Source organism: Agrobacterium sp. FDAARGOS_525 (assembly GCF_003938925.1).
In the GTDB taxonomy this organism is placed as follows: domain Bacteria; phylum Pseudomonadota; class Alphaproteobacteria; order Rhizobiales; family Rhizobiaceae; genus Agrobacterium; species Agrobacterium pusense.
In genome coordinates, this window is record NZ_RKIU01000003.1 from 2,623,325 (window position 1) to 2,645,331 (window position 22,007).

At 59.7% G+C, this 22,007-nt stretch carries 21 protein-coding genes and 2 tRNA genes; 12 read left to right on the forward strand and 11 right to left on the reverse strand.

Annotated elements, in window-relative coordinates; all coding sequences use genetic code 11:
- Positions 1-33: 33 nt before the first annotated feature.
- Positions 34-381 carry a preprotein translocase subunit YajC gene (yajC, locus tag EGT36_RS14245; protein ID WP_004441911.1) on the reverse strand — a complete coding sequence of 116 codons (348 nt, stop codon included), beginning with the start codon at positions 379-381 and terminating at the stop codon, positions 34-36.
- Positions 382-588: 207 nt separating this feature from the next.
- Between yajC and EGT36_RS14250 the strand changes: the two genes are divergently transcribed.
- On the forward strand, positions 589-1,461 hold the full coding sequence (locus tag EGT36_RS14250; RefSeq protein ID WP_045534977.1) for an ATP-binding protein: 873 nt from the start codon (positions 589-591) through the stop codon (positions 1,459-1,461).
- 161 nt (positions 1,462-1,622) lie between these two features.
- The gene (gene fdhA, locus EGT36_RS14255; RefSeq protein ID WP_004441915.1) at positions 1,623-2,813 is read left to right on the forward strand and encodes a formaldehyde dehydrogenase, glutathione-independent; all 1,191 of its coding nucleotides are present in this window, start codon (positions 1,623-1,625) and stop codon (positions 2,811-2,813) included.
- Between the two features lie 86 nt (positions 2,814-2,899).
- Here the strand turns inward: fdhA and EGT36_RS14260 are convergent, their stop codons facing one another.
- Positions 2,900-3,556, reverse strand: coding sequence for a TetR/AcrR family transcriptional regulator (locus tag EGT36_RS14260; RefSeq protein ID WP_037092812.1), 657 nt, complete (start codon positions 3,554-3,556; stop codon positions 2,900-2,902).
- A gap of 111 nt (positions 3,557-3,667) precedes the next feature.
- Here EGT36_RS14260 and EGT36_RS14265 point away from each other — a divergent pair, with 111 nt between their 5' ends.
- Positions 3,668-5,062 carry a cytochrome P450 gene (locus EGT36_RS14265; protein WP_037092814.1) on the forward strand — a complete coding sequence of 465 codons (1,395 nt, stop codon included), beginning with the start codon at positions 3,668-3,670 and terminating at the stop codon, positions 5,060-5,062.
- 49 nt (positions 5,063-5,111) lie between these two features.
- Here EGT36_RS14265 and EGT36_RS14270 read toward each other — a convergent pair whose 3' ends face one another.
- Together EGT36_RS14270 and cysE are read right to left on the reverse strand one after the other, a co-directional pair.
- Entirely contained in the window at positions 5,112-5,315 is a 204-nt protein-coding gene (locus EGT36_RS14270; protein WP_003524869.1) for a DUF3126 family protein, read from the reverse strand.
- 141 nt (positions 5,316-5,456) lie between these two features.
- Positions 5,457-6,281, reverse strand: a complete 825-nt coding sequence (gene cysE / locus EGT36_RS14275) for a serine O-acetyltransferase (protein WP_004441918.1) — start codon at positions 6,279-6,281, stop codon at positions 5,457-5,459.
- Positions 6,282-6,350: 69 nt separating this feature from the next.
- Between cysE and EGT36_RS30525 the strand changes: the two genes are divergently transcribed.
- Positions 6,351-6,497 carry a hypothetical protein gene (locus EGT36_RS30525; RefSeq protein ID WP_160200347.1) on the forward strand — a complete coding sequence of 49 codons (147 nt, stop codon included), beginning with the start codon at positions 6,351-6,353 and terminating at the stop codon, positions 6,495-6,497.
- Here the strand turns inward: EGT36_RS30525 and EGT36_RS14280 are convergent.
- On the reverse strand, positions 6,482-7,258 hold the full coding sequence (locus EGT36_RS14280) for an alpha/beta fold hydrolase (RefSeq protein ID WP_004441923.1): 777 nt from the start codon (positions 7,256-7,258) through the stop codon (positions 6,482-6,484). The genes EGT36_RS30525 and EGT36_RS14280 overlap by 16 nt on opposite strands.
- A 170-nt stretch (positions 7,259-7,428) precedes the next feature.
- Between EGT36_RS14280 and EGT36_RS14285 the strand changes: the two genes are divergently transcribed.
- Both EGT36_RS14285 and EGT36_RS14290 read left to right on the forward strand, forming a co-directional pair.
- The gene (locus EGT36_RS14285; RefSeq protein ID WP_004441925.1) at positions 7,429-7,674 is read left to right on the forward strand and encodes a zinc-finger domain-containing protein; all 246 of its coding nucleotides are present in this window, start codon (positions 7,429-7,431) and stop codon (positions 7,672-7,674) included.
- 28 nt (positions 7,675-7,702) lie between these two features.
- On the forward strand, positions 7,703-8,884 hold the full coding sequence (locus EGT36_RS14290) for an FAD-dependent monooxygenase (protein ID WP_125270484.1): 1,182 nt from the start codon (positions 7,703-7,705) through the stop codon (positions 8,882-8,884).
- 2 nt (positions 8,885-8,886) lie between these two features.
- On the opposite strand, the gene EGT36_RS14295 is transcribed toward EGT36_RS14290, so the two are convergent.
- On the reverse strand, positions 8,887-10,074 hold the full coding sequence (locus EGT36_RS14295) for a cystathionine beta-lyase (RefSeq protein ID WP_125270485.1): 1,188 nt from the start codon (positions 10,072-10,074) through the stop codon (positions 8,887-8,889).
- Between the two features lie 376 nt (positions 10,075-10,450).
- Between EGT36_RS14295 and EGT36_RS14300 the strand changes: the two genes are divergently transcribed.
- The 6 genes from EGT36_RS14300 to EGT36_RS14325 all read left to right on the forward strand — a co-directional run bounded on the left by EGT36_RS14300 (position 10,451) and on the right by EGT36_RS14325 (position 15,661).
- Positions 10,451-11,473 (forward strand): amino acid ABC transporter substrate-binding protein, encoded by a 1,023-nt coding sequence (locus tag EGT36_RS14300; RefSeq protein WP_172965647.1) that lies wholly within the window; start codon positions 10,451-10,453, stop codon positions 11,471-11,473.
- Between the two features lie 106 nt (positions 11,474-11,579).
- Positions 11,580-12,776, forward strand: coding sequence for an amino acid ABC transporter permease (locus tag EGT36_RS14305; protein ID WP_125270486.1), 1,197 nt, complete (start codon positions 11,580-11,582; stop codon positions 12,774-12,776).
- Positions 12,777-12,778: 2 nt separating this feature from the next.
- Positions 12,779-13,936 carry an amino acid ABC transporter permease gene (locus EGT36_RS14310; protein ID WP_125270487.1) on the forward strand — a complete coding sequence of 386 codons (1,158 nt, stop codon included), beginning with the start codon at positions 12,779-12,781 and terminating at the stop codon, positions 13,934-13,936.
- Positions 13,937-13,948: 12 nt separating this feature from the next.
- The gene (locus EGT36_RS14315) at positions 13,949-14,722 is read left to right on the forward strand and encodes an amino acid ABC transporter ATP-binding protein (protein ID WP_004441935.1); all 774 of its coding nucleotides are present in this window, start codon (positions 13,949-13,951) and stop codon (positions 14,720-14,722) included.
- Between the two features lie 342 nt (positions 14,723-15,064).
- Positions 15,065-15,139: transfer RNA gene (locus EGT36_RS14320), tRNA-Glu, on the forward strand.
- A 447-nt stretch (positions 15,140-15,586) separates the two neighbouring features.
- Positions 15,587-15,661, forward strand: a tRNA-Glu gene (locus EGT36_RS14325).
- 129 nt (positions 15,662-15,790) lie between these two features.
- Here the strand turns inward: EGT36_RS14325 and recJ are convergent.
- The 5 genes from recJ to EGT36_RS14350 form a co-directional block, all read right to left on the reverse strand.
- Entirely contained in the window at positions 15,791-17,599 is a 1,809-nt protein-coding gene (recJ, locus tag EGT36_RS14330) for a single-stranded-DNA-specific exonuclease RecJ (RefSeq protein WP_081950688.1), read from the reverse strand.
- 103 nt (positions 17,600-17,702) lie between these two features.
- Positions 17,703-17,924 (reverse strand): hypothetical protein, encoded by a 222-nt coding sequence (locus EGT36_RS14335; RefSeq protein ID WP_125270488.1) that lies wholly within the window; start codon positions 17,922-17,924, stop codon positions 17,703-17,705.
- 187 nt (positions 17,925-18,111) lie between these two features.
- The gene (locus EGT36_RS14340; protein ID WP_125270489.1) at positions 18,112-19,422 is read right to left on the reverse strand and encodes a homoserine dehydrogenase; all 1,311 of its coding nucleotides are present in this window, start codon (positions 19,420-19,422) and stop codon (positions 18,112-18,114) included.
- Between the two features lie 61 nt (positions 19,423-19,483).
- Positions 19,484-20,704 (reverse strand): LL-diaminopimelate aminotransferase, encoded by a 1,221-nt coding sequence (locus EGT36_RS14345; RefSeq protein ID WP_125270490.1) that lies wholly within the window; start codon positions 20,702-20,704, stop codon positions 19,484-19,486.
- Positions 20,705-21,006: 302 nt separating this feature from the next.
- Positions 21,007-21,966 carry a nucleoside hydrolase gene (locus EGT36_RS14350; RefSeq protein ID WP_037092823.1) on the reverse strand — a complete coding sequence of 320 codons (960 nt, stop codon included), beginning with the start codon at positions 21,964-21,966 and terminating at the stop codon, positions 21,007-21,009.
- Positions 21,967-22,007 lie beyond the last annotated feature (41 nt).

Sequence of the window (22,007 nt, forward strand, 5' to 3'; positions counted from 1 at the left end):
ATTCGCAATCGGGCATTCGGTTGTCCGGCAGGATCAGGAAGCTGCTTCCGTCTTGACCACTTCGCCCTTCACGCGCACTTCGGCAATGTAAGCACGGGCAGCGCGGATTTTCACGCCTTCGGCGATTTCGACTTCGAGTTCACTGTCATCGATGACCTTGGTCACCTTGCCGACGATGCCGCCGCCGAGAACGACCTGATCACCGCGGCGAATATTGGTCAGCGTTTCCTGGCGCTTCTTCATCTGTGCGCGCTGCGGACGGATGAGGAAAAAATACCAGACCACCATGAGCGGCGCAAACAGGAAAAGCATTTCAAGGCCGGAACCCAGCGCCGACGTGCCGCCCGCTGCGTCCTGGGCAAAAGCTTGACTAATGAACATATAAAACTCCTCAACGATTACGGCACGACCTCGTATGCCGCCCCGGCTTTCAAGCCGCCGGAATATAGTGGGGAACGCCGGGATTGCAACAGATGCAGGGCCCTCGCCGTACCGATTCCGGACCTCTTAACCTTTATGGGCGCCAAACACCATGCTAGGCCGGGCGCAAAACAGAGTTTTGAACATCAGACAAGCGGAAGAAACACCATGATTCGAGAAGAAACGGCCTCCCTGCTTCTTTCAGAACTGCGTCGGCTCACCGATGCCGTCGAACGGCTGGCGGGACCGGCGCCCGCCGTAAACGACTGGAATGCGGCGGATTGTTTTGTCTGGGCGCCGCTGAACTCTTTCCTGCAGCCTGTTGCCCGCCCCAACCGCATCGCGTTGAAACTCATCCGCGGCGTCGATCATGTCCGCGACATTCTCCACGAAAACACGCTGCGTTTCGCGGAAGGTTTCGCCGCCAACAACGTGCTGCTGTGGGGTGCGCGCGGCATGGGCAAGTCTTCGCTGGTGAAGGCCGTTCACGAAGATGTGCGTGCGGCAAGCGGTGTTTCGCTCAAGCTGGTGGAAGTGCACCGCGAGGACATCCACACCCTGCCCGCCCTGCTCGACATCCTCAAGGCCTCGGGCCAGCGCGTCATCGTTTTCTGCGACGACCTCTCCTTCGACCATGACGACACCGCCTATAAATCGCTGAAGGCAGCGCTCGACGGCGGCATCGAGGGACGTCCTGACAATGTGCTGTTTTATGCGACCTCCAACCGTCGCCATCTTCTGCCGCGTCACATGATGGAAAACGAGCAGTCCACCGCCATCAACCCATCCGAAGCGGTTGAGGAAAAGGTGTCGCTCTCCGATCGCTTCGGCCTCTGGCTCGGTTTCCACAAATGCGGTCAGGAAGATTATCTGACGATGATCGACAGCTATGCCACGCATTTCGATCTGGGTCTCGACCGCGAGACACTGCATCACGAGGCGTTGGAATGGGCAACCACCCGCGGCGGCCGCTCAGGCCGTGTCGCCTGGCAATATATTCAGGACGCCGCCGGCCGCCTCAGGAAACCGCTCGACAGATAACACCACCGTGACGTCGGGCGAAACGCGGTGTCGTTACGACCACACCGCGTGTCGTATTCCCGAACGCCACATCTCCCCTCTCATGGTTTGCTGCACCCATGAAGTCATCTGCCCGCGGAGGAGCGGACAGGTACGGTGTTCAAACCATGGAGGAGATGGATATGAGCAGGAACAGAGGCGTCGTCTACATGCGGCCGGGTCAGGTCGAAGTCCGCGACATTGACGACCCGAAGCTTGAGGCGCCGGATGGCCGCCGCATCGAGCACGGTGTCATTCTCAAGGTGATTTCCACCAATATCTGCGGCTCCGACCAGCACATGGTGCGCGGCCGCACCACGGCGATGCCGGGCCTCGTTCTCGGTCATGAAATCACCGGCGAAGTCATCGAGAAGGGCATCGATGTTGAGATGCTGCAAGTTGGCGACATCGTCTCCGTGCCGTTCAACGTCGCCTGCGGCCGCTGCCGCTGCTGCAAGTCGCAGGATACCGGCGTGTGCCTCACGGTGAACCCGTCCCGCGCCGGCGGCGCTTATGGCTACGTCGACATGGGCGGCTGGATCGGTGGTCAGGCGAAATATGTCACCATCCCCTATGCCGATTTCAACCTGCTGAAATTCCCGGATCGTGACAAGGCGATGTCGAAGATCCGCGACCTCACCATGCTCTCCGACATTCTGCCAACCGGCTTCCACGGCGCAGTGAAGGCCGGTGTCGGCGTCGGCTCCACTGTTTATGTCGCCGGTGCCGGCCCGGTAGGCCTCGCGGCTGCCGCCTCCGCCCGCATTCTGGGTGCTGCGGTCGTCATGATCGGCGATTTCAACAAGGATCGTCTTGCCCACGCTGCGAAAGTCGGCTTCGAACCCGTCGATCTCTCGAAGGGCGACCGGCTGGGCGACATGATCGCCGAGATTGTCGGCACCAACGAGGTGGACAGCGCGATCGACGCGGTCGGCTTTGAAGCGCGCGGCCACGCAGGCGGCGAACAGCCGGCGATCGTTCTCAACCAGATGATGGAAATCACCCGCGCCGCCGGCTCGATCGGCATTCCAGGCCTTTATGTCACCGAAGATCCGGGCGCGGTGGATGATGCTGCCAAACAGGGCAGCCTGTCACTGCGTTTCGGCCTCGGTTGGGCGAAGGCGCAATCCTTCCACACCGGCCAGACACCGGTGCTGAAATATAACCGCCAGCTCATGCAGGCGATCCTGCACGACCGCCTGCCGATTGCCGACATCGTCAACGCCAGGATCATTGCGCTCGATGATGCCGTACAGGGCTATGAGAGCTTCGACCAGGGCGCAGCCACCAAGTTCGTGCTCGATCCGCATGGCGACCTGCTCAAGGCGGCCTGACGCCTGCACCGGAAAACCGGTGTAATGAAACCGCCCGCTATAAACGGGCGGTTTTCCATTGGCGCAAATGTCCCCTGTCGGAGACACTATTTCTCGCCTTCTCCCAGTGACTCCAGCTCGGCCATTGCCTCGGAAGAAAGATAAGGCCTGAACAGACTGGATACCTGCCGCAGCCCCCACTCCAGTTGCTGCGACCCGAATTCGCTGACACCTTCCTGCAGATTAAGATAGGACGCCCAATAGGTCGAGACGATCCACAAATTCGTCAAAACCGCCTCGCGCTCCGGTTCGGGAATGTCCACCAGCTCCGCATTCTGCATCCGCGTGACGATGTGGCCGACCGCCAGACGCATGGCGGCGCTTATGGTTCGGACGGGCTCCACCAGCCCCGGTGCCAACGCCACCAGACCGACAAGATCGCGAAAAAGGAAGCGGTAGTTCCAGACGAGAGAGAACCACTGCCGCAGAAAGCCGGCATAAGTCGCCGCAGCCGCCTCGTCCGCTCCGTCAACAGTCGCGACGAGCGCCAGCGCATCGTTTTCGAAGCGGGCGAACAGGGCAAGGACCAGCGATTCCTTGGTGCGGAAATGATAATAGAGATTGCCCTCGTTGATTTTCACATCGCCGGCGATTTCGGCCGTTGTCACACGGTCCGGGCCACGTTCGTTGAAGAGACCGAGTGTAACATCTAGAATTTTTTCACGTGTCAGGGATCGCCCCGGCCGTTTCGCGCCGTTCATCATAGAAATTTCACCCCACCATTGAAAATTAAGGCGTACACCTTAAATTACCGGTATAAGGTAAACACCTTAACAGCATGTTGCCATTGTTCAACGCGCATAAAGGACCCGCAGATGACCGACACCGGCCTTCGCAACCCCTCGCCCGAGGCGATCGGGACACAAACCGTATCGAAGCTCGCCACCGCGCGTCTCGCTCTCTCCATTATCCGCAATCCGTTGAAGGCGTTGCCGCCGGAAATCTTTCATGAACCTGCGGTTTTCACTCGCCTTGGCGACACGATGCGCGTGCATCTCGCCGACCCGGTTTTGATCCACGAGGCTCTGGTCAAGAACGCCCATCTGCTTGGCAAGGGTGAAGATGTGCGGCGCGTCCTCGGCCCGGCCCTCGGTCAGGGACTTCTGACCGCCGACGGGGACCATTGGAAATGGCAACGGCAATCCGTCGCAGGCGCTTTCCGCCACGAAAAGCTGTTGGATCTGCTTCCGGTCATGATCGAGACGGCACAACGCACGGAAGCGCGCTGGCGCTCTCCTTCCATTGGTGACATCGACGTGGGCCACGAAATGATGCGAACCACGTTCGACATCATCGTCGAAACGATGATGTCCGGTGGATACGGAATTGATGTTGCGCGGGTCGAACAGAGCATTACCGATTATCTGAAACCGACAGGCTGGACCTTCGCGCTCACCATGCTGGGGGCGCCGGAATGGCTACCTCATCCCGGCCGGCGCAAGGCCCGGATCGCCGTCGGTTATCTGCGCGAAAGCCTTGCGAAGGTGATTGCCGGACGGCGGAAAAATCCATCCGAAAGGAACGACCTCGTCTCGATGCTGCTGGAGGCCAGGGATCCTGAGACCGGACGCATGATGACCGACACGGAAATCGTCGACAATCTCCTGACATTCATCACCGCCGGCCACGAAACGACGGCGCTCGGTCTCGCATGGACGTTTCACCTTCTGTCGAAGAACCGGGAGACGGAGAGAAAAATTCTCGAGGAAATCGACACCGTCACCGCCGGTGAACCGGTCGCGGCGGAACATATCGCCGGCCTGACCTACACCCGACAGGTGTTCTCGGAAGCGATGCGGCTTTACCCGCCAGCTCCGGTCATTACACGCACGGCGCTTGAAGACTTCAGGCTCGGCGGGCATGATATTCCGGCGGGCACCGTTCTCTACGTGCCCATCTATGCCGTGCACCGCCACGCCGCCTTGTGGGACGAGCCCGAGCGCTTCGATCCGTCGCGCTTCGAACCGGAAAAGGCGAAGGCGCGCCACCGCTATGCCTATATGCCATTCGGGGCGGGACCCCGCATCTGCATCGGCAATGCTTTTGCGATGATGGAAGCCGTGACGATCCTGGCCGTTCTTCTGCAAGGCCTTCATCTGGAAAACAGGTCAACGGCAACTGCGGCACCGCTGATGCGGGTAACATTGCGGCCGGAAAGTCGCCTGACGATGCGGATCGTGCAACGGAAAAACAAATCGCCCGCGGCGTGAACCACCGCGGGCGATGAATGGAGGCCCCTGGGTCACCGAACGGTGACGATCACAGGTCGACGTCGAGGATCGCCATCGAGAAATTGTAGGAACGGTCGCCGTCTTCGTCATCGATGTAAACGACGCCGAGAAACTCTTCGCCAAGATACACTTCGGCGGAATCGTCCTTGCGCGGACGCGCCTTGACCACCATCGTCGGGTTGAAGGTACGCTTGAAGTAGGCGTCGAGTTTTTTGATTTCGTCGGCTTTCACCACTATTCTCCTGTGCGGTTCGCGTTGGCCCGCTTTTGGCATGGGACAAAGGCCAAAGTAAAGTGAAAGCGGCAGGTCATCCGTGTCTTCCACACGGACGACGGCAAAAAACCCGGCCACCTGTCAACGCGACAGTGCCGCTCAGATATCGGCTCCGATGAGCTGGTCCATCAGGCGCGAGGGTTCAGAACACCCTGCTTCTCCCACCACCCGCGCCGGCACGCCGGCAACCGTGGTCTTCGGCGGAACCGGCTTCAGCACCACAGATCCTGCGGCGATGCGCGAGCAGCTGCCGATTTCGATATTGCCGAGGATTTTCGCCCCCGCGCCGATCATCACACCGTTGGCGATCTTCGGGTGGCGGTCCGCCCCTTCCTTGCCGGTACCGCCGAGGGTGACGCCATGCAGGATGGAGACGTTATCGCCGATGACTGCCGTCTCGCCGACCACCAGCCCGGTGGCGTGGTCGAGGAAGATGCCCTTGCCGATGCGTGCTGCGGGGTTGATATCGGTCTGGAAAATGCTCGAAGACCGGCTCTGCAGATAAAGCGCGAAATCCTTGCGGCCTTTCTGCAGCAGCCAGTGGGCAAGCCGATGGGTCTGGATGGCCTGGAAACCCTTGAAATAAAGCAGCGGTTCCATGAAGCGCGTGCAGGCCGGATCGCGATCGTAAACGGCTTGGATGTCGACGCGGAGAACGCTTCCCCATTCCGGCCAGTCATCCAGCATGTCCTGGAAGGTCTGACGCAACAGCACGGCCTGTATGTCCGGATGGTCGAGAAGTTCGCAGATACGGTAGATCACACATTCTTCGAGAGACCGGTGGTTGAGGATCGTCGAATAAAGAAAGGCTGAAAGCAGCGGATCCTGTGCGGCGGCGCTGCGCGCTTCATGCAGCAGGCTGCCCCAGATCGGGTCGACGATCGCCAGCTGTTCAGGCTGACGGGCCTCGGTACGTGCGACCATGAACGGTCTCCTCGTTTGCAGTGGTCGTTCTTTATACAGAAAAAGACGTGCATTAGAAATGGGATTCGAATGACGACTTTAAAGGCGGCACGGCTTCAGTTTTTCTTCATGCAGCTTGAAAAACCGTTTCTTGCCGAACTGCGCTTTGCCGCGCTTCTGCGCGGAAAGCCTGCACGGTTTTTCCTCGAAAATGCGTCAACTCAGAACGAACGGTAGAAATCCAGCACCGCCGCCTTGAACACGCGGTCGCCGACGGCCAGCATGTGGTCGCGGCCGGGAATGTCGATCGCCCGCGCGTGCGGCATGATGGCAGCGAGCTCTTCACCGGAGCCGGCAATATCGTCCTTCGTTCCGACCGCGATCAGCGTCGGCGCATCTATCTTTGCCGCCTGGTCGCGTGTGACGAGAACCCGCGATGTCTCGATGCAGGCGGCAAGCGCCAGGCGGTCGCTTTTCGTCTGATCGGCAAAGGCTCGGAACATGCGGCCGCGCTCATGGGTCACGACATCGAGCGAAGGCGCGAGAAGCGCCTCTGCGATCGGGTCCCAGTCGCCCACACCTTCGACCATGCCGATACCGAGCCCGCCGAAGACCAGAGAACGCACGCGCTCGGGATGCGCCATGGCCAGGAAGGCGGAAATGCGCGCACCCATGGAGTAACCCATCACATGCGTCTCTGCGATGCCGAGATGGTTGAGCAGCGCCACCGCATCTTCGGCCATGACGGACGGATAATAGGCCTCCGTATCATGCGGCTTGTCGCTTGCGCCATGACCGCGATTATCGATGGCGATCACCCGGTAGCCGGCATCTCCCAGCGTCTTCAGCCAGCCGGGATGGACCCAGTTGACGTTGGCGCTGGATGCAAAGCCATGGATCAGCAAAACCGGGTCTCCCGCCGGATCGCCTTCGTCAAAATAAGCGAGGCGAAGGCCGTCATGGAAAAAATCGGAAAACTGCGGCGTGTTGAGATTCATCAAGGACATCCTTTTTGCCGGACCATATGGCAGGAATTAGCAATGTTGAACATGTTTTGCTGACGATTTTTATGGAGATGCAATGCGTTTGAGGCTACATATCCGCAACGACGAGCCGGCATGCGAAGACGGATTGCGGCTCTACAACGATATTGCATTTGGAGACGAACATGGCCGGGCATACCATTCCCCACTTCCAGAACGATGGCGGACACCGCATGATCGAGATCGGCGTCAAGGAATTCATGTGCACCGGCGCTTCCGTTCCTTACGATCATCCGCATATCTTCATCGATATGGGCGACGACAATGAGAAGGTCTGTTCCTACTGCTCCACCCTTTATCGCTACAATCCGTCGCTGAAGGCCGAGCAGACCAATCCTCCGGGCTGCGTTTTCCACGTGAAGGCTGCCTGACCTCCACTTTTCCTGATCGGGGCGCATCATGCCCATAAAATCCGTAGCCATTATCGGTGCCGGCATTGCCGGTCTCACCGCTGCCCTTTCTTTTGCCCGGCACGGTATAGACTGCGACATCATCGAACAGGCCGGCGAACTGACGGAAGTGGGCGCCGGCCTGCAGATTTCGCCCAATGCCGCCCGCATTCTCGCCACGCTTGGCGTGCTGCCTGCCATCGAGGCGCGCTGGACCGAGCCCGTCAGTGTCGAACTCGCCTCCGGAAAATCGCTCGCAACGCTGCTCTCCCTGCCTGTGGGCGCGGTGGCGCGTACACGCTGGGGCGCACCCTATGGCGTGCTGCACCGCTCCACCCTGCAAAGCGCACTTCTCCAGACGGTGACAGATAATCCGCTATGCCGGTTGCATCTCGGCAAACGCATCGAGAACGCGACGGTCGATGTGATTGTCGCAACCACATTCCGCGACCATGATCTGATTGTCGGCGCGGACGGTGTCTGGTCGGCGGCCCGCTTTGCCGTTCCTGCCGCTCCCACCGCCACCTTCTCCGGCAATGTCGCCTGGCGCTTCACCGTTGCCGCCAATGCCGTGCCGTCGGCCATCAACAAAAGCGCCGTCACGGCCTATCTCGGCTCGGGTGGCCATATCGTCGCCTATCCGCTGAAAGAAGTCGGCGGTTTCAACATCGTCGCCATCGCGCTGGGCGCCGATCCCGGTGGAACATGGCGGGCGGAATCGAGCGGGCGGCAGAAAGCCCTGCTTCTTGAACAGTTTCGCGGCTTCAGCCCTGACATCGTCCGGTTGCTCGATTCGTCCGAAAACCCGACCTTCTGGCCGCTTTATCAGGCCGGCCCCGGCCGCTGGCACAATGGCCGGGACACGGTGCTGATCGGCGACGCAGCGCATGCCATGATGCCGTTCGCCGCCCAGGGGGCAGCCATGGCGATCGAGGATGCGTTTGAACTCGCGGGAACCATGGTGGGCAGCGATGCTTCAGCCACCCTGCCCGCGCCGCAGGCTCTTGCCGCCTTCGAGGCCCTGCGCCTGCCGCGCATAGAAAAGGCCCGCAAGCGGGCCTCTCTCAATCGTTTTGCCTATCACGCCACAGGCCCGGTGCGTATCGCGCGGGACTTCGTGTTTTCCACGCGTCCCACCGACGCCTTCCTGAAGGACTTCGACTGGCTCTACGGCTATCGCGCCACGGGCTGAGGTCAAACCGCGGCCGCGGCTGCAAAGCCGGCTTCGAGGTCCTTCTTGAGATCGGCGACATCCTCAAGCCCGATCTGCAGGCGGATGACCGGTCCCTCCGAGGGACCCTTGGCGATGGTCCTGTCGACAAGCGAGACCGAAACGGCAAGCGATTCGTAGCCGCCCCAGGAGTAACCGAGCCCGAAAAAGGTCAGCGCATTCAGGAACGCGGCCGCCGTCTGCTTGTATCTGCCTTCTTCCGCCTTCAGCACGAAGGAGAAGACGCCGCTTGCACCCTTGAAATCGCGCTTCCAGAGATCGTGCCCTGGAAAGCTCGGCAGCGCCGGATGCAGCACGCGCACGACGTCGTCCCGGCTCTCCAGCCATGTGGCGATGTCGAGCGCGCTTTTCTGATGGTGCGCCAGCCTGATTCCCATCGTGCGCATGCCGCGCAGGATCTGATAGGCATCGTCCGAAGTGACGCAGATCCCGAGATTGGTATTGGCCTGATAAAGCGCCTTCCAGTGCTTTTCATTGGCCGAAACGAAGCCCATCAGCACATCCGAATGGCCCGAGGGATATTTGGTGGCAGCGTGGATGGAAACATCGACGCCAAAATCCAAAGGTTTGAAATAAAGCGGCGTCGCCCAGGTATTGTCCATCGTCACAACGCAATCATGCCGATGAGCGATATCGGTGATCAGCCTGACATCCTGAATTTCGAAGGTGTTGGAACCCGGCGCTTCCAGATGCACCAGCTTCGTGTTCGGCCGGATGAGAGCCTCTATGCCCTCCCCGATGGCCGGATCGTAATATTCCACTTCGACACCCAGCTTCTTCAGCATCGTATTGCAGAAGCGACGTGTCGGAAAATAAACGGAATCGACGATCAGCGCGTGGTCGCCAGCGCCGAGATAGGCAAGGAACGGGACCGTGATGGCCGCAAGGCCCGAAGGCACGAGAATGGTTCCGGCAGACCCTTCCAGCTCATTGACGAGATTGCAGAGCGCATCGGTCGTCGGCGTGCCGTGGGTGCCATAGATATATTTCTGGTTTTCGGTCGAAAGCGTCTCCGCGTCGGGAAAAAGCACCGTCGAGCCACGCACGATTGGCGGATTGACGAAACCGAAACAGTCCGCGGGATCATTGCCGCCATGGGTGAGGCGCGTATTCACACCTGCGGCGGAAAGCAGGTCATTTGTCTTGGTCATTTCAGATCAGCTTTCGAAGGAACATTGACGCGTGCGACAATGCTGAGAGCGAACCGCAAGGTCAAGTCCCGCCGGGACGCAACAACCGCCGGGATTGATCCATCGCCAACCAGAATACAACAAGTATACAAATACTGTGCAAGTGCAAATTTCCGCAAAAATATGCTTATATTTTCACCCTTTGCACACTTCACGACCAAATTTTGGAAAATTCCGTTTTATAGGCACAATTATTGCCCGCACGTCTTGACCCCGCTGCCAATTGCGATTGTGATAGAAAAAGCGGATCGAAAAGATCTCGCTGAAGGGGGAGCTGGGGCAGAACAAACATGCCGGTCCTCTTCCAAGTGACGATAACAAACAAAGGTTGGGAAAAATGAAAAAGGCAATTCTGTCGGCCGCCATCGGCGCAGCAGTTTTGGGAGGAGCCTCGGTCGCTTCGGCTGCGACGCTTCAGGATGTGAAGGGCAAGGGTTTCGTCACCTGCGGCGTCAGCGCCGGCATTCCGGGATTCTCCAATCCCGATGACAAGGGCGAGTGGTCCGGTATCGACGTGGACTATTGCCGTAGTATTGCCACAGCGGTTTTCGGCGATCCTTCGAAGGCCAAGTTCGTCGCACTTTCGAGCAAGGACCGATTCCCGGCTCTCCAGTCCGGTGAAGTCGACGTTCTGACCCGTAACACCACCTGGACGATCAGCCGCGACACGTCGCTGGGCTTCAACTTCCGTACCGTCAACTATTACGACGGCCAGGGCTTCATCGCCAAGAAGAGCCTCAACGTGAAGTCCGCTCTCGAGCTTTCCGGCGCCGCCGTCTGCGTACAGACCGGCACGACCACGGAGCTCAACCTCGCCGACTACTTCAAGACCAACAATCTGCAGTACAACCCGGTGGTTTTCGAAAAGGAAGCCGACGCGACCTCTGCTTATGATGCCGGCCGTTGCGACGTCTACACCACTGACCAGTCGGGCCTTTACGCGATCCGCCTGAAGCTGAAGAACCCGGAAGAAAACATCGTTCTGCCTGAAGTCATCTCCAAGGAGCCGCTTGGTCCGGCCGTTCGCCAGGGTGACGACCAGTGGTTCGACATCGTCAGCTGGGTTCATTACGCCATGGTCAATGCCGAAGAACTTGGCATCACCTCCAAGAACGTCGACGAGCAGAAGAACAGCGCAAATCCGGACGTGAAGCGCCTGCTCGGCACGGAAGAAGGCACCAAGATCGGTACCGATCTCGGCGTGACCAATGACTGGGCCTACAACATCATCAAGCTGGTGGGCAACTACGGCGAAGTCTTCGACCGCAACGTCGGCGCCGGCTCGCCTCTGAAGATCGAGCGCGGCCAGAACGCGCTCTGGACCAAGGGCGGCCTGCAATACGCACCGCCGGTCCGTTGATCGGCCCCATCATCGGCTAGATCATAAGGAGGCTGGGCAACACCCGGCCTCCGCTTCAAATTATATAAATAAGCTCGCAAAGAGCATATAAAAGGGAAAGGTGCCTATGGCAGGCAACGCGGTCAGTTCGCAACGATCGCGCGCGCAAAGCGCGTCGTCACTTATCTACGATCCACGCATACGCGGCATTTTTTACCAGGTCCTGACGGTCGTCATCCTGGCCGCCTTCGTCTGGGTCATCGTGACGAATACGATCACCAATCTTCAACGTTCAAACATTTCATCCGGCTTCGGGTTCCTCAACGGACGCGCCGGCTTCGACATCGGCCAGTCGCTGATCGCTTATACCAGCGATGCGACCTATGGCCGGGCGCTGCTCGTCGGCATTCTCAACACGATCCAGGTTGCGTTTTTTGGCATCATCGCCGCCTCGATCATCGGCTTCATCGTCGGTATCGCCCGGTTGTCCAACAACTGGCTGATCTCGAAGCTCGCGCAGGCCTATGTGGAAATCTTCCGCAACATCCCGCCGCTGCTCGTGATCTTCTTCTGGTACAAGGGCGTCATCTCGGTCCTGCCGCAGGCACGCGAATCGCTCGAGCTGCCGCTCGGCACCTACCTCAACAATCGTGGCTTCTTCTTTCCGAAACCGCTCTGGGGGGACGGAATCTGGCTCGTGCCGCTGACCTTCCTTGTCGCCGTCGTCGTCAGCGTGCTTGTTTACCGCTGGGCGAAAGCCAGACAGGAAAAAACCGGACAGCAATTCCGCACCGGAATAACGATAACGCTGCTCGTCATCGGATTGCCGCTCGCCACGTTCCTCGCAATCGGCGCGCCGCTGACATTCGATTACCCCATCGCCGGACGCTTCAACCTTTCGGGCGGCGCCGTCGTCGCGCCTGAATTCATGTCGCTGTTCCTGGCGCTGTCCTTCTACACTGCCTCCTTCATCGCCGAGATCGTTCGCGGCGGCATCAAGGCCGTGGCGAAGGGGCAGACGGAAGCTGCCGACGCGCTTGGGCTTCGCTCCAGCACCACGACACGTCTCATCGTCGTGCCGCAGGCCATGCGCATCATCATTCCGCCGCTGACAAGTCAGTTCCTCAACCTCACCAAGAACTCGTCGCTTGCGGTCGCCGTCGGCTTTGCCGACATCGTCTCCGTTGGCGGTACGATCCTGAACCAGACGGGTCAGGCGGTTGAAGTCGTTGCCATCTGGCTGGTCATCTACCTCTCGCTGTCCCTGCTCACGGCCGTGGTCATGAACTGGTTCAACGCGAAAATGGCTCTGGTGGAGAGATGACGATGACGATCAGCAACCACGCCTTCGTGCGCCAGACCATTGAGGAAGCCCGCCCCGCGCCATCGAGCGCGGTGGGCGTAACCCACTGGCTGCGCACCAAGCTCTTCGCCACGCCCAAGGATACGGTGCTCACCGTCCTTGCTATGGCCCTCCTCGTCTATATCGTGCCGCCGATCATCGAGTGGCTGTTTATCGACGCGGTTTGGACCGGCAGCGACCGTATTGCGTGTCTCACCGCTTCACAGGGCGGCGCGCTTCCGGACGGACAGTCCGGCGCCTGCTGGGCCTTTGTCTCGGCCAAGCTCGGACAATTCGTCTTCGGCCGTTACCCCATTGACGAGCGCTGGCGTCCCATCCTCGTGATGGTGACGTTCGCGATCCTGTTGGTCCCGATGCTCATACCGAAGGCGCCGTTCAAGCGTCTCAATGCGCTGGCGCTCCTCATCATCCTGCCCTTCATTGCGTTCTTCCTGCTCATCGGCGGCGTCTTCGGCCTGCCGAAGGTGGAAACGCAGCTCTGGGGCGGCCTGATGGTCACGCTCATCCTGTCCTTCTTCGGGATAACGGTGTCGCTGCCCTTCGGCATTCTTCTGGCGCTGGGCAGACGCTCGAACCTGCCGGTCATCAAGATGCTCTGCGTCCTCTTCATCGAGGTCATCAGAGGCATCCCGCTGATCACCGTCCTGTTCTTCGCCAGCATCATGCTGCCGCTGTTCCTGCCCGACGGCTGGACTTTCGACAAGTTCCTGCGTGCGCTGGTCGGCGTGTCGCTATTCTCCTCCGCCTATATGGCGGAAGTGATCCGCGGCGGCCTGCAGGCCATTCCGAAGGGACAATATGAAGGTGCGGACTCGCTCGGCCTGAATTACTGGCAGAAGACGAGGCTGATCGTGCTGCCACAGGCGCTGAAGCTCGTCATTCCGGGCATCGTCAACACCTTCATCGGGCTTTTCAAGGACACGTCGCTGGTCTCGATCATCGGCATGTTCGACCTGCTCGGTATTGTCACACTCAACCAATCGGATGCGAACTGGGCCACGCCCGTCACCGCCATGACTGGCTATATTTTCGCAGGCTTCGTATTCTGGATATTCTGCTTCGGCATGTCGCGATATTCGCTGTTCATGGAACGGCACCTCGACACCGGGCATAAACGATAAGGGACGCTCAAAATGGCAGAAACCCAGGCAAAAAAACTGACCGTCTCGGCGACGGACGTCGCAATCGAAATCACCGGCATGAACAAATGGTACGGCGATTTCCATGTGCTGCGTGATATCAACCTGAAGGTCATGAAGGGCGAGCGCATTGTCATCGCCGGTCCTTCCGGGTCGGGCAAATCGACCATGATCCGCTGCATCAACCGTCTGGAAGAGCACCAGTCGGGCAGCATCGTCGTTGATGGCATCGAGCTTACCAACGACCTCAAGAAGATCGACGAGGTGCGCCGCGAAGTTGGCATGGTGTTCCAGCACTTCAACCTCTTCCCGCATCTGACGATCCTCGAAAACTGCACGCTGGCGCCGATCTGGGTTCGCAAGATGCCCAAGAAGGAAGCCGAAGAAGTGGCGATGCACTATCTGAAGCGCGTGAAGATTCCCGAGCAGGCGCATAAATATCCGGGCCAGCTTTCCGGCGGTCAGCAGCAGCGTGTGGCGATTGCCCGCTCGCTCTGCATGAAGCCCAAGATCATGCTCTTCGATGAGCCGACCTCGGCGCTCGACCCGGAAATGGTCAAGGAAGTGCTTGATACCATGGTCAGCCTCGCAGAAGACGGCATGACCATGCTGTGCGTGACCCACGAAATGGGCTTTGCGCGTCAGGTCGCAAACCGCGTTATCTTCATGGACCAGGGCCAGATCGTCGAACAGAACTCGCCCGCCGAATTCTTCGACAATCCGCAGCACGAGCGTACCCGCCTGTTCCTCAGCCAGATCCTGCATTGAGACCAAGCATCATCGGACGGGGCCTTTAGGCCCCGTTTTTTTATGACGACAACCCAGCTCCAGATCTGGCGTGATCTTTGGGCTTCTCATGACGCTGCGCTTCTCACGTCCCGGAGCCACTTGAGTGAATCACTGCCCACCAACGCGTTCCCCCACATCATTCTCTTCCGTTAGAAGCGCAAAACCGCGGGACCCAGCACGCTTTAACCTTTTGTTACGAAACAAGAATCCTTGTTTTTCAGGGCTTCTGGCCACCCATGTCATTTTTTTGTCAAATCATGCGTTTTTCCGCTTGCGGAGCAACCGGAGCCTGACTATAAGGGCGCCACACCACAAGCGCACGCGCCCTTCGTCTATCGGTTAGGACGTCAGATTTTCATTCTGAAAAGAGGGGTTCGACTCCCCTAGGGCGTGCCACTTGCTTTGCTGGTTACCTCCCACACGACGAAATCATTCGATAAAATCGCAATAATTCCAGCATCTCATCATTGCTGCGGAACCGATTTGCCGTCGGCACGTTAGATGCCTGTCCCCCCGATGGAAGGCAAGCCGGACGAAATGCCGCCGCGCAACTCACCCGGCTTGCCTTTCCCCTCTCCCAGATCATCAGGAAGTCCCGAGCTTCGGCAGAGCACTGCCAGTTCAACATCCAAGATGCTGGGCTTTGCCCACTTGCACCGCATCGTCGCGTCTCGTGCCGCGCGAGATTGGAGCGGTAATTCAAGGATTTGGGCCGGTCCGACCGAGTTTTCCACAGCCCGTTCCGCCCTGCAAAAAAAACTCGCCGCAAAGCGAAAAAAATCAGTTTTTCCGCTTGCGGAGCAACGGGAGCCTGACTATAAGGGCGCCACACCACAAGCGCACGCGCCCTTCGTCTATCGGTTAGGACGTCAGATTTTCATTCTGAAAAGAGGGGTTCGACTCCCCTAGGGCGTGCCACTTGCTTCTTCCTTAAAATCAGCAGCATAAACGTATATCTTCACGCATCGCGTAAAGATATCCTGTTGTAGTGCATAGGTCAGCGACAACCGTTGGCCGGTGACAGTCGAGATAGATTGGTGGCCCCTCTCAGGGCGCGAAAGCGGCGTCCAGAACACGCAGTTGAACCCGCCTTTGCCCCTGCCAGAGATCGGCGCCCACAGTACCCGCGACGTGAATATTCCGTCCGCGGGCATTCATGAGCATCTGTCCCAGGGGCGCCTCGGCGGCGCGGAACGCGATTCCGTCCAGCCGTGAGCCATCCATGGCCTCCAGCGTGATCTTGACGTGGGATGTGCCCACCAGCCGCACATCACGCAGGCGATGCGCCGGAACGGCAAAGATCGGCTGAGAATGACCGGAACCATAGGGACCGGCCTGTTCCAGCTGGTCGACAAGCTGCAACGTAGCCCCCGAAGCGCCGATGGCGCCATCAATCTTCAATACGCTGCTCTCTACCAGCTCGTTTACGGTCTTTGCCGCGGCTTCTTCGAAAAAGGTCCTGAGCTTGCCGAGATTGGCGCGCTCAACCGTCAGGCCTGCCGCCATGGCGTGACCGCCGCCCTTGACCAGCAGGCCGGCCTCCACGGCAGCGCGCACCATCCGCCCCATGTCGAAGCCGGCGATCGAACGGCCGGAGCCGGTGCCCTTGCCGGAGGGATCGAAGGCAATGGCAAAAGCCGGGCGGCGGAAGCGATCCTTCAGGCGCGAGGCCAACAAGCCGACAATGCCGGGATGCCAGTTTTCACGCGCGGTGACGATAACACCGGCACCCGAGCCGTCGCCATATTCGAACAGGGCCTCCGCTTCGGCCTCCGCAAGCATCGCCGCTTCCATCGCCTGTCGCTCGCGGTTCAGCTCGTCCAGCCGCTCGGCAATCACCTCGGCCTGCGAGGAATCATCGATCGTCAACAATCGGCTGCCAAGCGCAGCGTCGCCAATACGCCCCCCGGCGTTGATGCGGGGTCCGATCAGGAAACCGAAATGATAGGGTGTCACAGGCCCGCCCAGCCCCGCCTTCTTGAACAGCGCGGCAAGGCCGGCATTTTTCATGTGGCGTGCGGCAATCAGGCCCTTCACCACATAGGCGCGGTTCAGCCCTTTCAGGGGAACCACATCGCAGACCGTCGCAAGCGCAACGATGTCGAGCAATGACAGCAGATCGAGCGTGAAGGCCTGGCGGTGCCGCCTGTCCTTGAGAACGCGAAGCGTGGCGACGAGCACGAGGAACACCACGCCAGCGGCACAGAGATGCCCCTGCCCCGACAGATCGTCCTCCCGGTTGGGATTGACCAGCGCCACCGCCGGCGGCAGTTCCGTACCCACCTGATGGTGGTCTATGACCACAACGTCCGTTCGTGCCTCTTTTGCCGCCTTGAGCGATTCATGGCTGGTGGATCCGCAGTCCACCGTCACGATCAGCGTCGCGCCATTGGCGGCCAGCTGCTGCATCGCCGCCGGGTTAGGCCCATAACCCTCGAAAATTCGGTCGGGAATGTAGATCTCGGGCGTCAGCCCGAAATGTGCAAGAAACCGGTACATCAACGCGGAGGAAGCAGCGCCGTCGACATCGTAATCACCGAAGATCGCCACCTTCTCACCCGCTTCAATGGCGCGCACAAGCCGCTCGGCGGCCTTCTCGCAATCGGTCAGCACATGCGGGTCGGGCATCAGGGAGCGAATGGTGGGATCAAGGAACGCCAGGGCATCGTCCACCCCTACACCGCGCCCGGCGAGCACCCGGGCGATCAGTTCCGGAATACCGTGGACCTGGGACATGGCCAGCGCACGGTTCTGCCCGGCCTGATCCAGCCGAGACACCCACCGCTGTTCTGTTGCCGACCGCTCCACGCTTAAAAATGCGCGGGCCACGGTATCGGCCGGCTCCATCATTACCATCCTGTCCATTCGTCCTGTCATTCGCGCCAACAGGCGCTCTAATGGTTAGAACGGGCTAAATGGCGATGCTGCGTTTTTCAAGCAAAAACGCGCCTTGACGAAATCACGTCGAGAAAATCGAGAAAAAAGGGCTGACAATCGAGACGGCCGCGACAAGCAGCAGCAGCGAAAATACCGCGAGCGAACACCAGTTACGCTCATATTCGGCCGTATATTCCATGCTGCGAATATTGTCATTGGCATTGTGCGGCCGCGCCCGGTGATGGCTCGCCGGAGCGCCCTGGCGCTTGTTGTCCTTGAACAGGATGATCGATGTCACGGCCACGCCTCCCTCGCTTGGTGAACACGATTAACCATAAGGCCGAATCGCCCTGCTTTCCAGCGCTTCACGCACCGTCCCCTCAAATTTTGCGGCCACCAGACCGCAGGAAGGCGCCGGTCCCCCAAGCAACAGAAAACCGCGTTTCCGGATGGAAACGCGGTTTTTGATCTCACGACAGTAGCGTCGCGCTTCAGGTCCGCTCGATGCGGATGACCTGGGGCTCGCTGACGAGATATTTCTCGTTCTTGATCGCTTTTACCGCCTTGCGGATCGCATCTTCCATTGTCGCGTGCGTGACGAGGATGATTGTCTGCGGCGCGCCTTCCACGTGCACGCGCTGGCGCTGCACGATGGATTCCAGCGAGATGTTATTGTCAGCCATGCGGCTGGCGATGGAGGCGAACACACCGGCCTGATCCTTCACCGTCAGGCGGATGAAGTAACCGCCCTCGTGGCTCTTCATCTTGGCGCGGCGATAGTCCGTCAGCGATTTCGCCGGACGGCCGAGCACCGGTACACGCTGTGCACCGGGACGGCTCTTGGCGATATCGGCGATATCGCCAAGCACGGCGGATGCTGTGGCGTTGCCGCCGGCGCCGGGTCCGACCATCAGCAATTCACCGAGAATGTCGGATTCGATCGCCACGGCGTTGGTGACGCCATCGACCTGCGCGATGACGGAACCGAGCGGCACCATGGTGGGATGGACGCGCTGCTCGATACCGGATTCGGTGACCTGCGCCACGCCGAGAAGCTTGATGCGATAGCCTAGATCGGCAGCCGCCTGGATGTCCTCGATCGAAATATTGGTGATGCCTTCGAGATAGATGTCGTCGGCAGCGATCTTGTTGCCGAAGGCAAGCGTGGTCAGAATGGAAAGCTTGTGCGCGGTGTCGTTACCTTCGATATCGAAGGCGGGATCAGCCTCTGCATATCCCAGCCGCTGCGCTTCCTTCAGACAGGCCTCGAAGGACAGGCCTTCTTTCTCCATCTTTGTGAGGATGTAGTTGCAGGTGCCGTTCATGATGCCGTAGATGCGCGTCACGTGATTGCCGGTCAGCGATTCACGCAGGGCCTTAATGACGGGAATGCCGCCAGCGACCGCCGCCTCGAAGTTCAGAAGCGCGCCCTTGTCTTCGGCAATGGTCGCCAGTTCGACACCATGCTTGGCCAGCAGCGCCTTGTTGGCTGTCACCACATGGAGACCGCGCGACAGCGCTGCCCGCACCGCATTTTCGGCCTGTCCGGAAGCACCGCCAACCAGTTCGACAAACACATCGATGTCGGCTTCGCTCGCCATCTGTTCCGGCGTGTCGAACCAGGTAATACCCGTGAGATCAATGCCGCGGTCACGCGAACGATCGCGCGCGCTTACCGCAATAATCTCAATTGCGCGTCCGCAGGTAATCGCAAGTTCGTTGCTTCTCTGCTGGAGGATGCGCACGAGCGAAGCGCCGACAGTGCCGAGCCCCGCTATGCCGATTCTCAATGAATCTGCCATGGGTATGTTCCTGATTGCTGGTGATGGTGGCGGCCGAGACCCGGCCGCCCTGGGTTTGCCCTTATATGTGGGCGTTGAGCGAAACGACGTTGTGCATCGTCTCGTCTGCTGTCGACAGGAAACGCTTCAGATTGCGCGCTGCCTGACGAATTCGATGCTCGTTTTCCACGAGCGCGAGACGGACGTAATCATCGCCCATCTCGCCGAAGCCGATGCCGGGAGCAACGGCGATATCTGCCTTCTCGACCAGGAGCTTGGAGAATTCCAGGCTGCCGAGATGGCGGAATTTTTCCGGGATCTTCGCCCAGGCGAACATGGTGGCCGCCGGCGGCGGTACTTCGAAGCCCGCCTTGCCGAAGGTGTCGACCATGACATCGCGACGGCGGCGATAGACATTGCGCACTTCGGCAATGTCCGAGCCGTCACCGTTCAGTGCATGGGTCGCAGCAACCTGGATCGGTGTGAAGGCGCCGTAATCGAGATAGGACTTCACGCGGGTCAGCGCCGCGATCAGCCGCTCGTTGCCAACGGCAAAGCCCATGCGCCAGCCGGGCATGGAAAACGTCTTCGACATGGAAGTGAATTCCACCGCAACGTCGATCGCACCGGGAACCTCGAGAACGGAGGGCGGCGGATTGCTTTCGTCGAAATAGATTTCCGAATAGGCAAGGTCGGAAAGCACGATGATCTCGTGCTTCTTCGCAAAGGCGATGACGTCCTTGTAGAAATCGAGCGACGCGACATGCGCCGTGGGGTTCGAAGGATAATTGACGATCAGCGCCAGCGGCTTCGGAATGGAGTGGCGCACGGCGCGCTCCAGCGGCCCGAAGAAGCTGTCGTCAGGCTCGACCTTCATCGAGCGGATAACGCCGCCCGCCATCAGGAAGCCGAAGGCATGGATCGGATAGGTCGGGTTCGGACACAGGATCACGTCACCCGGCGCGGTGATGGCCTGTGCCATGTTGGCGAAACCTTCCTTGGAGCCGAGCGTGGCGACGACCTGCGTGTCGGGGTTCAGCTTAACGCCGAAACGGCGGGCATAATAGGCCGCCTGCGCGCGGCGAAGACCGGGAATGCCCTTGGACGAGGAATAGCGATGGGTACGAGGGTCCTGAACGACCTCGCAAAGTTTGTCGACGATGGCCTTCGGGGTCGGATGGTCGGGATTGCCCATGCCGAGATCGATGATATCGGCCCCGGCCGCTCGCGCGCTCGCTTTCAAACGGTTGACCTGTTCGAAGACGTATTGCGGCAGACGCCGGACCTTGTGAAACTCTTCCATCTCTTTCCTCATGGGAATGGACCGGTTCTTCCGGTCCATAGCGAAGGTTCGTTTTTGTTGTTAAACGCCGCCGACACGAACCGACCCGGCAGGCGTTATTCATTGTAGCGCAAAGCACGGGAAAACCCACAAGGGTTTTCTCGGGCCAACGCCGCCTAGCGGTGATCCGCCCGTCCTACCGGCACCGCCTTTTCAAGCCCTCCGGCAAGGCGGATCGCGCACTATGATCAGGGAACTTGCATAACGCCAGATTCTGGGAAAATGCAAGGCAAGCCATGCTCAAGAACGGCCATTCCTGTCGTTCAGCCGCGCTCGCCCTTCACAATTGCCGCGCGGATGACCGAAAGCACGCGCTCCGGCTTGATATCCGTGCAGACCAGCTGGCTCGGATGCCCGTCCCAGTCGCCCGGCGGAAAGGCGCGTCCGTCCGGCTTCTGGATGGTCTGGCCGTCGGCAAGACCGCCGCAGACGACGCGCACCGGGCCACTGCGGGTGGTAAACAGTTCCGGCGCGACGAGATAAACACAGGCGCAGCTGTCGTGCACCACCATGCCGTCACCGGTGCGGGTCTTGTAGAAATCGATGTAGAATTGCGACAGGTCCGAAAGCAGCTGCACCGGCTTGCCGCCCGCCTCTGCCATCTCAGCCATGAAAGCGCTGGTCATCACGGTTTTTGTCGTGACATCGAGACCGACGACAACCACGCGCCACGGCGCGGTGAAGACAAGATCGGCCGCTTCCGGATCGCCATGAATATTGGCCTCGGCCGCCGGCGAGACATTGCCGTTGATGTCGAAGGCGCCGCCCATGACGATGACTTCCTTCACCAGCGCCGCGAAATCAGGTTCTTCGCGCAAAGCCAGCGCCAGATTGGTCATGCGGCCAACGGCAATAAGCGTCACTTCACCGGGATTGGCCTTAACGGTCTCGATGATGAAGCGATGCGCGGGCCGCGGGTCGAGCGGCAGGTCGATGGTCGCTGGAATGTCGATATCGCCAAGGCCGTTTTCACCATGGATAAAGGTCGGCCAGTGGCCTTCCTTGCGGGCCGGATCGAAGGTCACGCCCGCCCCTTTCGCGACCGGCGCGGTCATCTGCCATTCCCGCTTGAGGAAAAGCGCATTGCGGGTGGTGATGTCGATGGGCGCATTGCCGAAAACGGTGGCGACGCCGATCAGATCGATATCGGGGTGGCGGTGCAGGAACAAAAGCGCCATGGCGTCATCCACACCGGGGTCCGTATCGAATATCACTTTATGCATAATGCCCTCATCCACATGTGTCAGGCGCCATCCGTCGTTCC

Bases quoted from the DNA above. Each gene is read 5' to 3' on its own strand.
- yajC (WP_004441911.1), bottom strand. From the start codon at position 381: ATGTTCATTAGTCAAGCTTTTGCCCAGGACGCAGCGGGCGGCACGTCG.
- EGT36_RS14250 (WP_045534977.1), top strand. From the start codon at position 589: ATGATTCGAGAAGAAACGGCCTCCCTGCTTCTTTCAGAACTGCGTCGG.
- fdhA (WP_004441915.1), top strand. From the start codon at position 1,623: ATGAGCAGGAACAGAGGCGTCGTCTACATGCGGCCGGGTCAGGTCGAA.
- EGT36_RS14260 (WP_037092812.1), bottom strand. From the start codon at position 3,556: ATGATGAACGGCGCGAAACGGCCGGGGCGATCCCTGACACGTGAAAAA.
- EGT36_RS14265 (WP_037092814.1), top strand. From the start codon at position 3,668: ATGACCGACACCGGCCTTCGCAACCCCTCGCCCGAGGCGATCGGGACA.
- cysE (WP_004441918.1), bottom strand. From the start codon at position 6,281: ATGGTCGCACGTACCGAGGCCCGTCAGCCTGAACAGCTGGCGATCGTC.
- EGT36_RS30525 (WP_160200347.1), top strand. From the start codon at position 6,351: ATGACGACTTTAAAGGCGGCACGGCTTCAGTTTTTCTTCATGCAGCTT.
- EGT36_RS14280 (WP_004441923.1), bottom strand. From the start codon at position 7,258: ATGAATCTCAACACGCCGCAGTTTTCCGATTTTTTCCATGACGGCCTT.
- EGT36_RS14285 (WP_004441925.1), top strand. From the start codon at position 7,429: ATGGCCGGGCATACCATTCCCCACTTCCAGAACGATGGCGGACACCGC.
- EGT36_RS14290 (WP_125270484.1), top strand. From the start codon at position 7,703: ATGCCCATAAAATCCGTAGCCATTATCGGTGCCGGCATTGCCGGTCTC.
- EGT36_RS14295 (WP_125270485.1), bottom strand. From the start codon at position 10,074: ATGACCAAGACAAATGACCTGCTTTCCGCCGCAGGTGTGAATACGCGC.
- EGT36_RS14300 (WP_172965647.1), top strand. From the start codon at position 10,451: ATGAAAAAGGCAATTCTGTCGGCCGCCATCGGCGCAGCAGTTTTGGGA.
- EGT36_RS14305 (WP_125270486.1), top strand. From the start codon at position 11,580: ATGGCAGGCAACGCGGTCAGTTCGCAACGATCGCGCGCGCAAAGCGCG.
- EGT36_RS14310 (WP_125270487.1), top strand. From the start codon at position 12,779: ATGACGATCAGCAACCACGCCTTCGTGCGCCAGACCATTGAGGAAGCC.
- EGT36_RS14315 (WP_004441935.1), top strand. From the start codon at position 13,949: ATGGCAGAAACCCAGGCAAAAAAACTGACCGTCTCGGCGACGGACGTC.
- recJ (WP_081950688.1), bottom strand. From the start codon at position 17,599: ATGGTAATGATGGAGCCGGCCGATACCGTGGCCCGCGCATTTTTAAGC.
- EGT36_RS14340 (WP_125270489.1), bottom strand. From the start codon at position 19,422: ATGGCAGATTCATTGAGAATCGGCATAGCGGGGCTCGGCACTGTCGGC.
- EGT36_RS14345 (WP_125270490.1), bottom strand. From the start codon at position 20,704: ATGGAAGAGTTTCACAAGGTCCGGCGTCTGCCGCAATACGTCTTCGAA.
- EGT36_RS14350 (WP_037092823.1), bottom strand. From the start codon at position 21,966: ATGCATAAAGTGATATTCGATACGGACCCCGGTGTGGATGACGCCATG.